Annotated in this window: 19 protein-coding genes; 15 read left to right on the forward strand and 4 right to left on the reverse strand. The window is 38.9% G+C overall.

Going from position 1 to position 15,713, the window contains the following annotated elements; translation table 11 throughout:
• The 5 genes from spoVAC (at nt 1) to MKY27_RS03680 (ending at nt 2,299) form a co-directional block, all read left to right on the forward strand.
• Entirely contained in the window at nt 1–456 is a 456-nt protein-coding gene (gene spoVAC / locus MKY27_RS03660; protein ID WP_339175336.1) for a stage V sporulation protein AC, read from the forward strand.
• Nucleotides 450–1,445: a stage V sporulation protein AD gene (locus tag MKY27_RS03665; protein ID WP_339175338.1), complete on the forward strand. Its 996-nt coding sequence runs from the start codon at nt 450–452 to the stop codon at nt 1,443–1,445. Before spoVAC ends, MKY27_RS03665 begins: the two co-directional genes overlap by 7 nt.
• A gap of 5 nt (nt 1,446–1,450) precedes the next feature.
• Complete coding sequence (gene spoVAE, locus MKY27_RS03670; RefSeq protein ID WP_176142113.1) at nt 1,451–1,816, forward strand: stage V sporulation protein AE; 366 nt, start codon at nt 1,451–1,453, stop codon at nt 1,814–1,816.
• A 63-nt stretch (nt 1,817–1,879) separates the two neighbouring features.
• The gene (locus MKY27_RS03675) at nt 1,880–2,032 is read left to right on the forward strand and encodes a YjcZ family sporulation protein (protein ID WP_339175339.1); all 153 of its coding nucleotides are present in this window, start codon (nt 1,880–1,882) and stop codon (nt 2,030–2,032) included.
• An 18-nt stretch (nt 2,033–2,050) separates the two neighbouring features.
• Nucleotides 2,051–2,299: a stage VI sporulation protein F gene (locus MKY27_RS03680; RefSeq protein ID WP_079524802.1), complete on the forward strand. Its 249-nt coding sequence runs from the start codon at nt 2,051–2,053 to the stop codon at nt 2,297–2,299.
• Between the two features lie 93 nt (nt 2,300–2,392).
• On the opposite strand, the gene MKY27_RS03685 is transcribed toward MKY27_RS03680, so the two are convergent.
• The 3 genes from MKY27_RS03685 to MKY27_RS03695 all read right to left on the reverse strand — a co-directional run bounded on the left by MKY27_RS03685 (nt 2,393) and on the right by MKY27_RS03695 (nt 4,250).
• The gene (locus MKY27_RS03685) at nt 2,393–2,821 is read right to left on the reverse strand and encodes a GNAT family N-acetyltransferase (RefSeq protein ID WP_339175340.1); all 429 of its coding nucleotides are present in this window, start codon (nt 2,819–2,821) and stop codon (nt 2,393–2,395) included.
• A 3-nt stretch (nt 2,822–2,824) separates the two neighbouring features.
• Nucleotides 2,825–3,340 (reverse strand): YjcG family protein, encoded by a 516-nt coding sequence (locus MKY27_RS03690; RefSeq protein ID WP_339175342.1) that lies wholly within the window; start codon nt 3,338–3,340, stop codon nt 2,825–2,827.
• A 190-nt stretch (nt 3,341–3,530) separates the two neighbouring features.
• Complete coding sequence (locus MKY27_RS03695) at nt 3,531–4,250, reverse strand: alpha/beta hydrolase-fold protein (RefSeq protein WP_339175343.1); 720 nt, start codon at nt 4,248–4,250, stop codon at nt 3,531–3,533.
• A 178-nt stretch (nt 4,251–4,428) separates the two neighbouring features.
• Here MKY27_RS03695 and MKY27_RS03700 point away from each other — a divergent pair, with 178 nt between their 5' ends.
• Both MKY27_RS03700 and MKY27_RS03705 read left to right on the forward strand, forming a co-directional pair.
• Nucleotides 4,429–5,010: a phosphatidylglycerophosphatase A gene (locus MKY27_RS03700; protein WP_339175344.1), complete on the forward strand. Its 582-nt coding sequence runs from the start codon at nt 4,429–4,431 to the stop codon at nt 5,008–5,010.
• Nucleotides 5,011–5,396: 386 nt separating this feature from the next.
• A complete protein-coding gene (locus MKY27_RS03705; RefSeq protein WP_339197861.1) occupies nt 5,397–6,206 on the forward strand; it encodes a thermonuclease family protein in 810 nt (269 codons plus the stop codon).
• Between the two features lie 101 nt (nt 6,207–6,307).
• Here the strand turns inward: MKY27_RS03705 and MKY27_RS03710 are convergent, their stop codons facing one another.
• Complete coding sequence (locus tag MKY27_RS03710; RefSeq protein ID WP_339197864.1) at nt 6,308–7,147, reverse strand: methyl-accepting chemotaxis protein; 840 nt, start codon at nt 7,145–7,147, stop codon at nt 6,308–6,310.
• A gap of 370 nt (nt 7,148–7,517) precedes the next feature.
• On the opposite strand from MKY27_RS03710, the gene aroQ reads away from it, so the two are divergent.
• The 8 genes from aroQ to MKY27_RS03750 all read left to right on the forward strand — a co-directional run bounded on the left by aroQ (nt 7,518) and on the right by MKY27_RS03750 (nt 15,648).
• A complete protein-coding gene (gene aroQ / locus MKY27_RS03715) occupies nt 7,518–7,958 on the forward strand; it encodes a type II 3-dehydroquinate dehydratase (protein ID WP_339197867.1) in 441 nt (146 codons plus the stop codon).
• A gap of 588 nt (nt 7,959–8,546) precedes the next feature.
• Nucleotides 8,547–9,332 carry an NEAT domain-containing protein gene (locus tag MKY27_RS03720; RefSeq protein ID WP_339197870.1) on the forward strand — a complete coding sequence of 262 codons (786 nt, stop codon included), beginning with the start codon at nt 8,547–8,549 and terminating at the stop codon, nt 9,330–9,332.
• 21 nt (nt 9,333–9,353) lie between these two features.
• Entirely contained in the window at nt 9,354–11,150 is a 1,797-nt protein-coding gene (locus MKY27_RS03725) for an S-layer homology domain-containing protein (protein ID WP_339197874.1), read from the forward strand.
• Nucleotides 11,151–11,357: 207 nt separating this feature from the next.
• Nucleotides 11,358–12,263 (forward strand): heme ABC transporter substrate-binding protein IsdE, encoded by a 906-nt coding sequence (gene isdE / locus MKY27_RS03730; RefSeq protein WP_339197876.1) that lies wholly within the window; start codon nt 11,358–11,360, stop codon nt 12,261–12,263.
• A 130-nt stretch (nt 12,264–12,393) separates the two neighbouring features.
• Nucleotides 12,394–13,347 carry an iron ABC transporter permease gene (locus MKY27_RS03735; RefSeq protein ID WP_339175352.1) on the forward strand — a complete coding sequence of 318 codons (954 nt, stop codon included), beginning with the start codon at nt 12,394–12,396 and terminating at the stop codon, nt 13,345–13,347.
• An 8-nt stretch (nt 13,348–13,355) separates the two neighbouring features.
• A complete protein-coding gene (locus tag MKY27_RS03740) occupies nt 13,356–14,126 on the forward strand; it encodes an ABC transporter ATP-binding protein (protein ID WP_339197879.1) in 771 nt (256 codons plus the stop codon).
• 1 nt (nt 14,127) lies between these two features.
• Nucleotides 14,128–14,817, forward strand: coding sequence for a class B sortase (gene srtB, locus MKY27_RS03745; protein WP_339197881.1), 690 nt, complete (start codon nt 14,128–14,130; stop codon nt 14,815–14,817).
• A gap of 3 nt (nt 14,818–14,820) precedes the next feature.
• On the forward strand, nt 14,821–15,648 hold the full coding sequence (locus tag MKY27_RS03750; protein ID WP_339197884.1) for an imelysin family protein: 828 nt from the start codon (nt 14,821–14,823) through the stop codon (nt 15,646–15,648).
• Nucleotides 15,649–15,713: the final 65 nt, after the last annotated feature.

Here is a 15,713-nt window from a genome sequence, read left to right on the forward strand (position 1 = left end):
TTGAAAGAACAACAATACAATACATTAAAAGATCAGATTACACCGAAATCGCCTATTGCCATCAATTGTTTAAAAGCTTTTGCAGTTGGCGGTGTAATTTGTTGTGTGGGACAAGCAATTTCCTTTTTTTATATGATGTTTTTTGATTTTACGGAAAAAACGGTAGGTAACCCAACAGTGGCAACAATGGTGTTTATCGCCATGCTTCTTACAGGCTTTGGACAATATCGTAAACTAGGTCAATTTGCAGGAGCTGGAAGTGCAGTTCCGGTAACGGGTTTTGGTAATGCTGTTGTGTCTTCCGCAATTGAAGGAAAAACGGAAGGACTTGTATTAGGTGTAGGGAGTAACATGTTCAAGCTTGCCGGCTCTGTTATTTTATTTGGGGTCGTATCGGCCTTTTTTGTAACCTTGATTAAATTAATACTAGTATCGGTAGGTGTCGCGGCGTGGTAATTGTCTTTCAGTCAAAGCCATCCATTCTTTCCTCAGGTGTTGTAGTAGGGCCTTTGGAGAAGCGGAGTGTCTTTCAAACATATTTTGACAAAATATCAACCGATGAACGGTTGCAAAAAGATTCGAATGAGAAAGGGAATGCCGTGCTGATTTCTGAAGCATGTCAGATCATTTTAAAAAAATCGAACTTAAAAAATTTGGATATTGATTATTTGCTAGGTGGCGATTTGGTCAATCAAATGACACCTACAAACTTTGCAGCGCGGGAACTGGCGGTTTCGTTTATCGGTCTTTTTTCTGCCTGTGCAACATCTGTCTCTTCTATAGTTATTGCTTCATTATTGACAGAGCTGGGTGCCAGTGACTTTTCTATTGCAGGTGCATCAAGCCAGCATAACTCGGTAGAACGCCAATTCCGCTACCCGGTTGATTATGGAGGTCAAAAGCCTGCAACTGCTCAGTGGACTGTAACGGCAGCAGGCTTTGTATTAGTTGGTAAGCATCAGCCGAAGCTTCCGTATGTAGAAGCCGCAACAATTGGAAAGGTAATTGATTACGGAGCAACAGATCCATTTCATATGGGGGGGGCAATGGCACCGGCAGCATTTGATACGATTCAGGCCCATTTGAAAAAGCGTTCACAAACAATAAAGGATTACGACGTCATTATGACCGGTGATTTAGGAAAAATCGGTTTGAAAATTTTAATTGCGATGTTTGCACAAAGCGGTGTGAAAAAAGAAGATTTATCAAGATTCCGTGATGCCGGTGCAGAATTTTACGGTGAAGATACTGCATTTTTGGCCGGGGCGAGTGGTGCAGGTTGTTCTGCTGCCGTCTACAGTGGCTATATGATGGAACAATTTAAAAGCGGGCGTTACAAGCGTGTATTACTAGTGGCAACAGGAGCGCTTTTATCACCGCTATCATTTCAACAAGGCGAATCAATTCCGTGTACAGCACATGCAATTGAAATCGGGATGGGGTGAGTACAATCGGCTTTACATTTTTAGTGGCATTTGTCGTTGGTGGATTAATTTGTGTGATTGGTCAGTTATTAATGGATGTAGGAAAGCTGACACCTGGTCATACTTTATCCATTTTAGTAGTAGTAGGAGCAATTTTGGATGGACTTAATTTATATGAAGCCTTAATAAACTTCGCCGGTGCAGGTGCAACGATTCCAATCACTTCATTTGGCAACTCATTGACACATGGGGCGATGGCTGAAGCTGAAAAGCACGGCTGGATTGGTCTTTTGACAGGTATGTTTGAGGTAACAAGTTCTGGAATTAGTGCTGCAATATTGTTTGGTTTTATCGCGGCATTAATATTTAAGCCTAAAGGAAAAGTAGATTAGACGAATACCCTCCTTTTTTTTGAGTGTTTGCATACACTACAAAATAGAAAGGGGGGTATAAGTATGTCTGGATATGGTTGGCAGCAACAAGGTTGGCAACATGGTGGTTGTGATTATGGCTGTTCCCCAGGCTATGGCGGTAATAACAGTATGACATTCGTATTGATCGTTGTACTATTTATTTTACTTATTATCGTTGGTAGCGTATTTATTTAAGGGAGGGAAGTAAACAGTATGGATCGTTCGTTTTTTAAAAAAGTGGAGCGCAAAACCGGCGTTGATTTCGATGAAATTATGACGCTTGCAAATGCATTGACGTATGCAGATTTCTCGGATGAAAAGCAAGTTCGAAAAATCGTGAAAAAGGTTAGCCGTCTTGCAAATAAACCGATTACAAGTGAGCTTGAAGATAAAATTGTCCAATCAATCATTCAAGACGGTAAGTCTTTGGATTTTTCGAAAATCGAGAAAATGATGAGATAATTCGGAACTTAAAAAGTGGCGTAACAAAACGAAAAACATCCATTTTCTCCGAAGAGAAATGGATGTTTTTTAACTTTTATGTGATTGAAAAGATTAAATTTTCTTTTCCATAGCACGGTGCGGAATGCCGGCATCCATAAATTCCGGAGAAGTGACAGTATAGTCCAGTTTCTCATAGAAAGGAATCGCATAGCTTTGTGCATTCAACTTAAGCTTTTCAAATGATTCATCTTTTGCATATTGTTCAACAGCTTCCATAATTAATGCACCAAGTCGTTTACCGCGGTAGTTGTTCAAAACGCAAACGCGTTCAACTTTTCCGACTTTCGGTTCGACTTCGCGAAGCCGTGCTGTAGCAATGGAATTTTCACCTTCATTTACTAAAAAATGAATGGCTGTCTCATCGTATTCATCTAATTCCAAACTTAATGGAACCCCTTGCTCTTTGACGAACACTTCTTTGCGTAGTGCAAATGCACGTTCGCGGTCTTCGTCGGTTGTAACTAATTTTACATCAAACACGTATTACTCAGCTCCAGTCAATTTGTAGGTTTCGTAAGTTGTCCATGAGCCGTCTTCCAATTGGTAAAGCAAGTGGAAACGATCGATTGAATCTTTTTCATCTACTCCAACCATACGCAACTGACCGTAAATATCATCATGCTCGGAAGCGCTCATTTTTTGCGCGATAGTAATATGTGGCGCAAACACATGCTTTGGCGCACCAAAAGTGATTTTTTCCTGAATAGAATTATGAATATTTTCTAATTGTGGTGTCGGTTCGATTCGGAAGTATATGGCATTCGTCGTCGGATAAAATGAACTGATTCGAGAGGCGTGAATTTGTAAAGGTGCAAACCTTGAAGCCACTTCCTGTAAGTGCTTGGAGATTTCTCCGATTTCAGCTTCATCCGCGTCAAACGCATCTTTTAATGTAACGTGAGGTGTGATTAATGCATAATGCGGGTCATAGCGTTTGCGATAAGTGTTCGCTAAATCTTGTAATTTTTTAGATGGAAAAGCAACAATACCGTATTTCAAATTCATTACCCCCTAAAAATTTTATGAATAATTTCATATAGCACTGTTCTATATGAATGTGAGACGTCCTGTAAATGGCATAGATTTATACAACTATTCATGATTGATAATCTAGATACAGCCACACCAAGGCGTAATTGTTTTCATTATAACAGAAAAATTTGTGAATAAACATTTACAACTCACTGTATTATCCGAAAATTTCAATTAGTGCACGTTTTAAATCAGGTTTCCAGTAAGTCCATGTATGATTTCCATTGAATTCTTCATAGAATGTATCAATACCATGTTGGACGAACAATTGGTGCAGCTCACGGTTCGGTGTTAGCAGATCTTTGACAGTGCCATCCTTTAAGGCCACTTGATCTTCCTGAAGACCGATGATATGGTACAACGAAAGAATATTGATATTTTTCGCATCTTTAACAGCCTGCAATACAAGCTCATCTACATAAGGTGATTGTAATACTGCTTTACCGAAAATATTAGGGTAATGGATGGCAGTCATTAATGAAATGGTTGCAGCCATAGAATCACCTATTAATGCACGCCCACCGCCAACTTGTGTAGTTGAAAATTCATCATCTAAATAAGGCACGAGCTCATGTGCCAAAAACCGCATATACGCTTCAAATTGATCTCCTGCCGGTATATATTTTCTCTTTCGATCTTCATAATTTTTGTATGGCACACCAACAATGATGGTATTTTCAATTTCATAGCCATCGATCAGTTCATCAGCGAGACGTGGAATTCCCCCTAATTGAAAGTAATCTTTACCATCGGATGCGATTAAAATGTTATATTCGTATAGTGGAGAATAATTTGCTGGAATATAAATTAGTAATTCTAACTCTTCGTTTAATGCATTGCTAAAAAAAGTAACATCTTTTACTGTGCCTCTCTCCAATGTTGTCACCCCTGTTTTTTGATGTATCTAAAATTGTATCATATAGTAAAATAAAGGTGTAATATATAAAAAAAGCTATAAATCTTGCCTCTGAAGCTGAACTTTCGAGGCGGAATAATGACTATCCGTTAATGCGGAAAAAATGAGTGCCTAAAATAAACAGAAGTGAGGATTTCTTATGCATAATAAAAATATTCGTGTACACTCAGACGAAGTAACAAAAGCTACATATGACGCGTTGGAACGCCGTCATGTGAAAATTGAGGATATTGCGGAAATCGTGTTTACGATGCAATCACCATATAATGAAGGTTTAACTATTGAACACTGTATTCAATCGGTTGTTCGTGTATTAAATAAACGTGAAGTGCAGCATGCTGTACTAGTCGGAATTGAACTTGATGAACTGGCGGAAAAAAGATTGCTGTCAGCACCGCTTCAAGCAATTATCGAGGCAGATGAAGGGCTGTTTGGCGTTGACGAAACACTGGCATTAGGCTCAGTATTTACGTATGGTAGTATTGCCGTTACAACTTTCGGTCATTTGGATAAGCAAAAAATCGGGATTATCGAAAAGCTTGATACAAAAGCTGGCGAATCGGTAAATACATTTTTAGATGATTTAGTAGGAAGCATCGCAGCCTGTGCAGCTTCACGTCTGGCACACCGTATGCGAGATTTAGAAGAAGAGGGCGGTACATTTGCAGATATTCCACCGGTAGACTTAGGACCAAATCCTAAGCCAAATACGGATATTTAGAAAATTTTAAAATGAGCTATCAAGATGGACCTGAAAAGAACCTTAAAGTATTATCTTCGGTTTCAATACTGAAGATTTTTTTTGTGAAGATATTATTGATCCAGTTGAAAAAATAATACCAAAAAATCAAAATTATTGTGCTATCCGAGGATAGATAATAGACTTAAATAAAATATGTTAAAGTAAGCTGGAAAAGAGGAGTATACAATGAGTGACAAGGATATAAAAACATTAATCACTAGCGGAACAATTATTTTAGCAGTTGTTCTATATTTAATATTCAGTTAAGACTTGAATCTTCAGTTAGGCAGTTTAACTGAGGATTTTTGAATTTATAGCTATTGTTATGAACGTAAAAAGTTGGGTAATTAAAGGCGGTTTTTTAAATGAAAAGAATTTTATGGTTGTTCTTGCCGGTATTAATATTAAGTGCTTGTACGGAACAAACAGATTTCAATACGGATGTTAATGACATCGAGAATATAAATAGTCTCGTTTCCAGCGTGAAGGAAAATGCGGATAAATATGATATAAGCAAGTTTGAAGAATATAAGCTGGACAGTGTAATAGACGGCGATACGATAAGAATTATTTATAACGGAAATTCTGAGAAAGTACGGTTTTTGCTGATCGACACTCCAGAAACAAACCATGAGACTTTGGGAGAGCAACCATATGGGCCTGAAGCAAAAGAATTTACGAAGCAGCTATTGGCTGGACAAGACAAAGTGTATTTGGAATTCGATGTTTCTTATCGCGACAAATATCAAAGACTGCTAGCGTATATATATACCCAGGATGGGATTAGTGTACAAGAGCAGTTACTGGAAAACGGTTTGGCAAGAGTTGCCTATATATATGATCCGAATACGAAATATGTGGACCGGTTCAAATCGATACAAGAAACAGCACAGCAGTCAGCGATCGGAATATGGTCTGTTGAGGATTATGTAACAAACCGCGGTTATGATAAAGAAGCATTTAATGCTGCAGCAGGAATGCGCAATGCGGAACAACAAGAAGATAAAACGACAGCGGACGATAATAGTTGCGATATTAAAGGCAATATTAATAGAAAAGGTAATAAAATTTATCATATGCCCGGCCAACTTGACTATGAAAATACAGTAGCCGAAGAGATGTTCTGTTCAGTGAAAGAGGCTGAAGAGGCAGGATTTATTCCGGCATCCAGATAAAGTGGACCGTTACCTATGTAAGGTCAAGTAAAGCAAAGGACCTCCAGACTAAATCTAAATGATTCATGTCTGGAGGTCCTTTTTATATGCGTTCTTTAATTTTATAATTCGGAAGCATACTTGTTTAACTCTTTACTCATCGCTTCAATTTTCGTAATGATCTCAGAAATTTCTTCAGTAGAAGATGCTTGTTCACGTCCTACAACTACAACCTCTTGGATCGTGGCTGTAATATCATTCACTGATTTTTGGATATTCGTTAATGTCTGTCTTATTTTTTCTGTGGAAGAAACTGTTTCAAAAGAAAGCTTTCTGATTTCATTAGCAACTACTGTGAAGCCAAGACCTTTATCTCCGGCCCTAGCTGCTTCAATCGCGGCATTTAACCCTAAAAGGTTTGTTTGATCAGCCACTCTCTTAATGAAATTTAATACTTCATCGGTATTTTTTACTTCTTCCATAGCATGATTGGACTGTTCTAATAATTTATCACTTATTTTTGAAAGACCTTCCGAGCTATCTGTGATCGATATAACATTGTTATTAGCTTTTTCAAGTGATTGTAAAATCTGATCTGAAATAGCTCTAAGTTGTTTTTCATTTTGTTTTTGTAGTTGGATGGCTAGTGCTCCAATTACCTGACCATTATCTAAAATTGGTGCAGCTATGCCGGTGAAAGGAAGTCCAAAGAACTCAGATGGAACTTCATCATTTATTATTACATTGTTTTTAATAACCTCTGCCAGAGGTTCCAGTGGATTTATTTTAGTGCCCGCTCTTGCACCAATATCTATTTTTCGGCCCGGACGGTAAGTGAGCCATTCTTCTGTATCTGTTACCCCAAAAGCGATGTCAGGTAACATCAAGTGGAATAAAGGTAAGACTTCTAAATAGTTTTGTAAGACCGGATGAATGGCTGTTTTTGAATATATTTTATTCATTTTTATTCCCCTTTTAGTAAATGCTTTCGAATAACCCGCTCATATGGATGATAAATATGGTATTTCTTTCAATAACATAGCATTGTTTTAAAATATATGCTACAACGTTTTTCCGATAGTTTAAAAAACCTCGCCGATCAATAGAAAAGGAAAAAGCCGGGACGTAACGGTCTTTCGTAAATTCATGAATTTTCAATTTTCGCTCGTAAAGACTGATATTTCGTACAAGCTGAATAACGAGGTTGTCCTGTATTCAACAGTCTTGGTATGATGTAATGGCAAAGAGATTTAATCTTTAAAATATTCACCGGTAAGCAAAAATAATGGAATATGTAATCATTAGCTAAATACTAATTAAGGGGTAAGACGGATGACAAAAATTTTAATGTTACATGGTGTTAATCACAATATGTTCGGAAAACGTGATCCGGAACATTACGGTACGATTACTTTGGATCAGATTAACAGCAATATTCAAGAATTAGCCAAAGAATTAAATGTTGAAGTAGAAACTTTCCAGACGAACCACGAAGGTGAATTCGTAGAAAAAATTCATGAAGCGTTCCTATCAGGGGTAGACGCAATTGTTCTAAATGCAGGTGCGTGGACTCATTATAGCTATGCAATTCGGGACGCATTGGCTATTTTCACAGGACCAATTGTTGAAATGCATATGTCCAATATTCATGCACGTGAAAGTTTCCGTGAAAAATCGGTATTCGCTGATATTGTAACAGGACAAATTTCCGGTTTTGGGGAAGAAAGTTACTTACTCGGAATCCGAGCTGCAGTCCAAGCGATTGGAAAATAATGATTTACACATACATCAAAATTTGTTTGTAAATGCTAGATGGTTAAATAGAATAATTTATTGAGGCAGGGACATAAGTAGAATTATTGTTAAATAAGAGGAAAGCTTTTATTAAGAAAAGGATATATTGCAAAATTGATTGGAATGGAGGGCGAGTGTAGCTGACGGCTTACGCCTTTCGCTACAAGCAAAGCTTCCTGCGGGAAAAGCGTGACGCCTGAGACTAGGAACAAAAGCTAAGAACGCCACGTCCTGAGGCAACGCTTTTTTGACCAACATCCTGTTGGCCTCACGCCCGCGGAAAGCGTCCCGGAATGGAAATCAATTTTAACGCTCAGCAAAAAAACGCTATTTTTCTCAGAGAAAAATAGCGTTTTTGGGGTTATATCCCAGTCTCATTTTGAGTAGGGTAAGATTCATATTGATTTGCGACAAATATGTGAAGTTTACAAAGGAAGTGAAGAATAAGTGTTAAATGAGAATATCATCAATTGAGAAAATAGCCGATTTATGGCATGCTATATAGTGGTATTGAGAAATATTCTCTGTTAGGAAATTATAATTATATAGATAAGGAGGAGAAATAGTGTGAGAAGAGGTTTCTTCATATTTTTTGCTGCTCTTTTTTTGGTAGCGTTTACTTTACCGAATAATTCCTCTGCAGCGATTGCTGATGGTACATATGATGTCAGTTATCAAGTTAATAAACCCGGGAGCAATTCCGCATCCATGGCGAATGACTATTTTTTAAAGCCCGCCAAATTAATTGTCAACAATGGAAAAATGACAATGCAGCTTACGATTAAAAACAGCAGCTGGGTTACACAGTTTAATCCTCCAGGCGGAGCGAAAGTAATCAGCTCAAATGAATCAGCAGACCAGCGTACAGTGCAGTTTACTGTTTCCAATGCAAATTTAGTGACAATCCCGATGAAAATCGACATTGATGATATTGATTACCATCATAGCTATAGTGTTGATTTTGTATTTAACAGCGGGGGGTTACCTGAAGCAAAAGCCGAGGAACCTAAAGAAACGGTAAAGCAGGAACCTGCTAAAACAGCTCCGGCACCTAAGGAAAAGGAAACACCGAAAAAGTCGTCAGGAAGTAATACTTCTTCAAATACACCAGCATCATCAACAACTGAAAAGCAGAAACAAGAATCATCCGAACAGCAAGTGACAACAGAAACAACAAAGACAGATGATTCAACAAAATCCGAAGAAGAAGTTGTGTCTGAAACAAAGCAGGCTGAGGATTCTGAAGTCGTAGAAAATCCGGAGACGAGCGATGAATTACCATTAATGGCGATTGTTTTATTTTTGATAGCAGCCGTTGTATTCATTCGCACTAAGAAAACAAAAACTACATAGACAGATAGGGGAAATAAAAAAATGATAAACAAATCAAAAGCAACTAAAGCGGTTTTAGCCTCATTATTAGCTACATCAGCAATCGTACCTGCAATGGCAGTATCTGCTGACACAACTACAGAAACGAAAGCAACAGAAGCGGCAACACCAACAGCTTCAAAAACAATTGACTTCAAAGTTGAAGCGGATGATGCACTAAAACGTTTTATTCCAACTACAGGTACATTAGTTGAGCGTAATGGTCAGCAATTTATCAATATTGAATTATCAGATGCGGTATTAGCAATGGTAAACAGCGTAACAGTGGCAGGACAACCTGCAATGGCTGAATATAACGGTAAAAAACATATCAACATTCCAGTAACTGCAGATTATGCTCCAGTTGAAGCTACTTTAAATATGACAATTACATTCGTCGGAAAAGATCCGGTTGATTATAAAGTGACGTTAACACCTGATGCAAAATCAATCAAAGAAGTAACGGAAACGACAAAGCCAGTTGAAGAAGTGAAAGAAGAGAAGATTTATACACCTGGTAAAACGTTTGAGTCTGTGGCAGATGGTACATACGCTATCAAATGGGATGCTTATAAAGAAAAAGTAGGAAACTACACAGCAATTACGAATCATTTTTCTCCTGATGCAAAATTAATCGTGAAAGATGGTAAATATTCTGTAGAGTTAACAGTTACAGAAGCTTCAAAAGCAATGGTTCCGGATGTAACGATTGCTGGCAATAAAGTAGAGGCAAAAGACGGTAAGGTAACAATCGATATTCCATCAATCAGTGATCTGCATGAAGCATCAGTACATGTAGTAGTACCTGCTATGAATATGGACAAACAATATGACTTTAATTTCGCTATCGAAACAGCTGACCTGGAACTACCAAATGCTGAAACAAAACCTGCACCGGTTGAGTCTGTAAAAATGGATGTTACAGCATTAAAGAACGGAACTCAGGAATTGTCTATTATGCACAATAAATATTTGGACGATGAAGTAACAGTGACAGCAACTGAAGGGGGCTATGATGTAGAGTTAACATTCCCTGAAGGTCAACATTTATTAGGCTTCGATGTTGAAGGCGCAACAGTTGCATTAAAATCAGAAGAAAAAGTTGGCAATAACACAGTAAAAATCTATACGTTATCAGTCAAAGATTTAGAAAAAATCTATACTGCTACAGCAGATTTAAAAGTAGTTCTTAACGGCACTGTATTATATGAAACTGCACATGACTTCCAAATGAAGTTTACTGAAAAGAACACAACAACTGTTCCATTTAAAGATATCGCAAACAACGGAAATAAAGATGCAATCATTAACCTATACAATAAAGGGATTTTCATTGCGGCAGAAAAATTCAATCCAGGCAACAACTTAAAGCGTTCTCAATTTGCATTAATGTTAAACCGTGCATTAAAACTGGATGTACCGGCAAAAGCGAACTTCACTGACATCGTAAAATACGATGCTGAAACAAAAGCAGCAATCAATGCATTAAACGGTTACGGTATTATTAACGGTAAAACTGCTACTACATTTGCACCTGGACAAGATGTAACGCGTAAACAAGCTGCTTTAATGATTTACCGTCTATTAGAGAAAAATGGCTATAAAGCATCTGGCGAAGTAGCAAAATTCTCTGATATGCCGAAAGAAGTGGAAGCTTCGAAAGCAATTTCTGAATTAAATAAATTAGGCATTATTTCTGGTTTTGAAGGGAAATTCAATCCGGAAAATAAATTAACACGCTCTCAAATGGCAAAAATCTTAAACAACACATTAACAGTTGTTGACGGTTTAAAGAAATAATTCAATGAATCGTAAATGGCGTATTACAAACAGCCATTGCTAATACTAGTTTAGGTAGGGTTGTGTTAAAAGCTGAGGCTTTTAATACAGCCCCAATCCTATTTTTAAGGTAAGGATAGTTAAGACGCTACGCTTAAATTGAACTAAACTTCCATCTAATACGGGATGAAATTTTACTTCAGTTTAAACAGCTAGGAGGAAAAGCAAATGAAAAAGTGGTTAATCGGTCTCGCACTGAGCATGGCGGTACTTGCGGGATGCGGAAATAGTGAACAGCAAGCAGCGTCAACCAACACCGGTGAAGATAATACTGCATCTGAACAGGCAGCGGCAGTTGAAGATGAGCACAGAATTATCGCCGGAACAGTTGTCATCGCACAAATATTGGACCGGTTGAATCTTGATGCGGTTGCTATTCCGGATACGGTAAAGGGTTTGCCGGCACGATTCGATGATCTGCCGAATATCGGAAATGCGATGGATCCGGATGCGGAAATCATTAAATCGCTTAATCCTACGGAGGTACTTTCCGTTTCCACATTGGAATACGACTTAAAGGATAAATTTGAGCAGTTGAAAATTCCGGTAGATTTTGTTGATTTAACAAGTATTGAATCAATGATGGACGAAATTACAGCACTTGGAGAACGCTACAACCGCGTGGACGAAGCGAAAGCTTTGAATGATGAACTACAGGCGGAAATTGATGCGGTAGAGGTGGCAGCAAGTAATGAAGAGAAGCCGCGTGTACTCATTTTACTTGGAGTGCCTGGCAGTTACTTAGTAGCAACGGAAAATTCCTATGCGGGAGATCTTGTCCGTCTTGCTGGCGGTGAAAACGTCATGGCTGGCCAGGATGCAGAATACTTGCCATCGAATACAGAGTATTTATATTCATCAAATCCTGACATTATTTTACGATTATCGCACGGTATGCCGGATGAAGTGATTAAAATGTTTGACGAGGAATTTACCAAAAATGATGTATGGAAACATTTTAATGCTGTGAAAAACGGACAAGTATATGATTTGGAAGAAGAGCTATTTGGTACAACAGCAGCATTGAATGTACCGGAAGCACTCAATGAGTTAGTAGAAATATTTTATCCATAAAACCCCTGCCTCCCAGGTTTACGCAGGGGGGAGGATATGCGGGGTTCCCCGTTCACCTTATTAATAACAATGTTGAAAAAGCAAAGTCTTGAGCGAGGTTTTGCTTTTCATCATATAAAGGATGTTTTCTGTGACCAAAAAAATTTTCAGCTTTATCGCTGTCACGGTATTACTTGTACTAACGAGCATTTACGCAGCGACTACTGGCAGTATACAGATGTCATTTACCGATTTTATAATGAATTTCTTTAATAGTGATAATGCGGATATGGCAGCGATTAAAGATTTGCGTTTTCCAAGAATCATTGTAGCGATATTCGCCGGAGCAGCTTTATCGGTTGCCGGTGTATTATTGCAGGCAATAATGCGAAATCCATTAGCAGATGCCGGATTCATCGGGATATCCGCGGGAGCAGCATTTACAAAATTATTTATCGTAAGCTTCGTACCGACATTATTTTTCTTCACCCCACTAGCAGCATTTATCGGAGGGGCACTTGCATGTTTCTTCGTTTTCCTGCTTTCCTGGAAATCAGGGCTGAATCCTTTAAAGTTGATTTTAGTCGGGATTGCGATTAATGCTATGTTCTCTGGACTTACAGAAGCGATGATCAGTTTCGGTGCATCGGCAACCGGTTCGATTACGTCAAACCTTTCTTTGAAAACTTGGGAGGATGTGTCGTTAATTGTTACATATGGCTCGATTGGTTTACTTCTTGCATTTATTTTATATGCTTCGTGCAATGTGCTCGTATTATCCGATAAAACGGCAAAAAGTGTCGGTTTTAATGTGACAGGTGCACGTATATTCATAGCGACGGTTGCCGTGCTGCTAGCTGCTTCATCTGTAGTGGTGGCAGGGGTCATTTCATTTGTCGGAATTTTAGTGCCGCATATTGCACGCCGGCTTGTCGGTTATGATCATAAAGTGTTAATTCCGTTTACGGCACTGCTGGGCGCATTTATTATATTATTGGCCGATACACTTGGACGTACACTGTTCAGCCCGATGGAAGTACCGGCATCGACGATTATGGCGATAATCGGAGGACCATTCCTCATATTCCTACTTAGAAAAGAGTGACAACCAATATGGAAATTAAACAAGTAGTCGTTTCCCATGACGGAACGACCCGTCATTTAAATGCAGTATCGACCGCTATTCCAAAAGGGAAAGTGACGACAATTATAGGACCGAATGGCTGCGGGAAATCCACATTGCTAAGTGTCATGTCACGAAATAATAAACCGCTTGAAGGCCATGCAACGCTCGAAAACCGGGACTTGGTGGAATATAAGCCGAAAGAATTTGCCAAGAAACTGGCGATTGTTTATCAGCAAAACGACATTCCGGCAGATTTGACGGTGGAGAAGCTTGTGATGTATGGTCGGATGCCGCATACTTCATTGTTCAAAAAGAGAGCGGAAGAGGATGAAGAGGCTGTTACATGGGCGCTTACTTGTACGAATCTGCTTGAAAAACGGCATAATGAACTATCGGCACTATCCGGCGGGGAACGGCAGCGAGTTTGGATCGCCATGGCGCTTGCACAAAAGTCGGAAATACTGTGCCTGGACGAGCCGACAACATATTTGGATATATACTATCAGCTTGAGCTGCTGGAACTCGTAAAGCAGTTAAATGAACAGTACGGTTTGACGATTGTAATGGTGCTGCACGACATTAATCAGGCGATCCGTTACAGTGACCATATTATTTTAATGAAAGCCGGTAAAATTATCGCTGAAGGTGAACCGCGCGATGTGATTACAAAAGAAGTAATTAAGGAAGTATACGGGGTCAATTCCGTGTTTCATGAAGATGAGCAGCTCGGATTATATATGATGCCGTTAAGTATTTAATATGCGTAGGATCTTTCGAATCGTCAGCGGCATCGTCATGATAATTTGCGCCGGGATTATTATCCGTTATTTTTTCAGCTATGAGAAAGTGGAAAAAGAGCTTGAGAATGCCCGGCAAATTGTCGATCAAAGTGAGCTTGCCTCACTTCAACAGCAAAACGATCATATAATCGGCTGGCTCACACTGGAGAATACCCGTCTTAATAATCCGGTTTTACAAAGGGATGATAACGAGTATTACTTAACGCATAATTATTTGGATGAGAAAAGTCGCGGAGGAAGCATATTTGCCGATTTTCGCAATGAAGTAATGGAAGACCGTCATACGATTTTTTACGGGCATGTTTTGCGCAATGGTACGATGTTCGGAGATTTGCCTAAATTTAGCGATCAGGCATATGCAGAAGCCCATCCCGTTTTCTACTATGAAACTAATGACAAACGGTATGCACTGCATGTGTTTGCCGCCTATGAAACAACGACCGACTTTTATTATATCGAAACACAATTTACAGACTATACCTATACGCAGTATTTAGCGGAAATTCATCGACGTTCCGATATAAAACTGCCGGTTCAAGTAACGCCTAACGATAAAATTGTGACATTGTCGACTTGCACGACATCACAAAATGACAAAGAGCGTTTCGTCGTTCATGCAAAAGTAGTCGAACTAGAAAATAAGAGGTGAACTATGATGAAAAAAAGTAAAAAGTTAATGACTGCTTTACTTGCTGTTTCTGTATTGGCAGCATGTGGGCAAAAAGAAGAAGAAAAAGTAGCAGAGCCTGTGGAACAGCAGGAAACATCGATAGATATCAGTGCAGAAGCAGAGCAGTTTAAATCGCTTTTAGCTGGGCAAATGGATAGCTTTGTAATTGATACCGAGCTTTTAGCGACTGCTATTAAAAAAGGGAAGCTGGAGGACGCACAGAAGCTGTATCCGCTAGTAACAATGTATTATGAAAGACTACAGCCGCTGACACCGAGTTTCCCGGAGCTTGACGAAAAGATAAACGGTAACCTTGTGAAAGGGGAAGAAACGGAAACGACTGGTTTTCAACGTATAGCCTACGGATTGTTCGATGAGAAGAAGACAGCAGGGTACGAAGAAATTGCCGAGGAACTTGTTGCCGATGTGAAGAAACTTCAAGCCAATTTTGCGACAATTGATGTGACAGAAAATAATGTGCTTGCTTCAGCTGTGACAATGTTTAAGGAAATGGCAAATCCCCGACTTACTGAACCGAGCGTATCTGGAAATGAAGTATATGCAGTGAAAGCACAAACAGAAGCAGCCGAAGATTTAATGGAAGTGTTTGTACCACGTGTTTCTACTGAAAGTGCGGATACTGCAACAAAAGAAATTACAGCATTAAACGAAATTGTAGCGTACTACGAAGTGGGTAAAGAGGATTACGTAAACTATAATCTCTTTACGGCAAAACAAGAACAGGAACTCATTACAGCGGTGACAAATGTCCAAAAGGCACTACAGCAAATGAATGATTCGATTAAATAACGGAATAAACAGGCATAAAAATAAAGCAGTTCAAATTTTACGATCCGTAATTTTTGAACTGCTTT

This window comes from Solibacillus sp. FSL R5-0449 (assembly GCF_037975215.1).
In the GTDB taxonomy this organism is placed as follows: domain Bacteria; phylum Bacillota; class Bacilli; order Bacillales_A; family Planococcaceae; genus Solibacillus.

Coding starts and splice junctions, on each gene's coding strand:
- MKY27_RS03680 (WP_079524802.1), top strand. CDS start 2,051: ATGGATCGTTCGTTTTTTAAAAAAGTGGAGCGCAAAACCGGCGTTGAT.
- MKY27_RS03725 (WP_339197874.1), top strand. CDS start 9,354: ATGATAAACAAATCAAAAGCAACTAAAGCGGTTTTAGCCTCATTATTA.
- MKY27_RS03750 (WP_339197884.1), top strand. CDS start 14,821: ATGATGAAAAAAAGTAAAAAGTTAATGACTGCTTTACTTGCTGTTTCT.
- isdE (WP_339197876.1), top strand. CDS start 11,358: ATGAAAAAGTGGTTAATCGGTCTCGCACTGAGCATGGCGGTACTTGCG.
- aroQ (WP_339197867.1), top strand. CDS start 7,518: ATGACAAAAATTTTAATGTTACATGGTGTTAATCACAATATGTTCGGA.
- MKY27_RS03705 (WP_339197861.1), top strand. CDS start 5,397: ATGAAAAGAATTTTATGGTTGTTCTTGCCGGTATTAATATTAAGTGCT.
- MKY27_RS03740 (WP_339197879.1), top strand. CDS start 13,356: ATGGAAATTAAACAAGTAGTCGTTTCCCATGACGGAACGACCCGTCAT.
- MKY27_RS03700 (WP_339175344.1), top strand. CDS start 4,429: ATGCATAATAAAAATATTCGTGTACACTCAGACGAAGTAACAAAAGCT.
- srtB (WP_339197881.1), top strand. CDS start 14,128: ATGCGTAGGATCTTTCGAATCGTCAGCGGCATCGTCATGATAATTTGC.
- MKY27_RS03675 (WP_339175339.1), top strand. CDS start 1,880: ATGTCTGGATATGGTTGGCAGCAACAAGGTTGGCAACATGGTGGTTGT.
- MKY27_RS03710 (WP_339197864.1), bottom strand. CDS start 7,147: ATGAATAAAATATATTCAAAAACAGCCATTCATCCGGTCTTACAAAAC.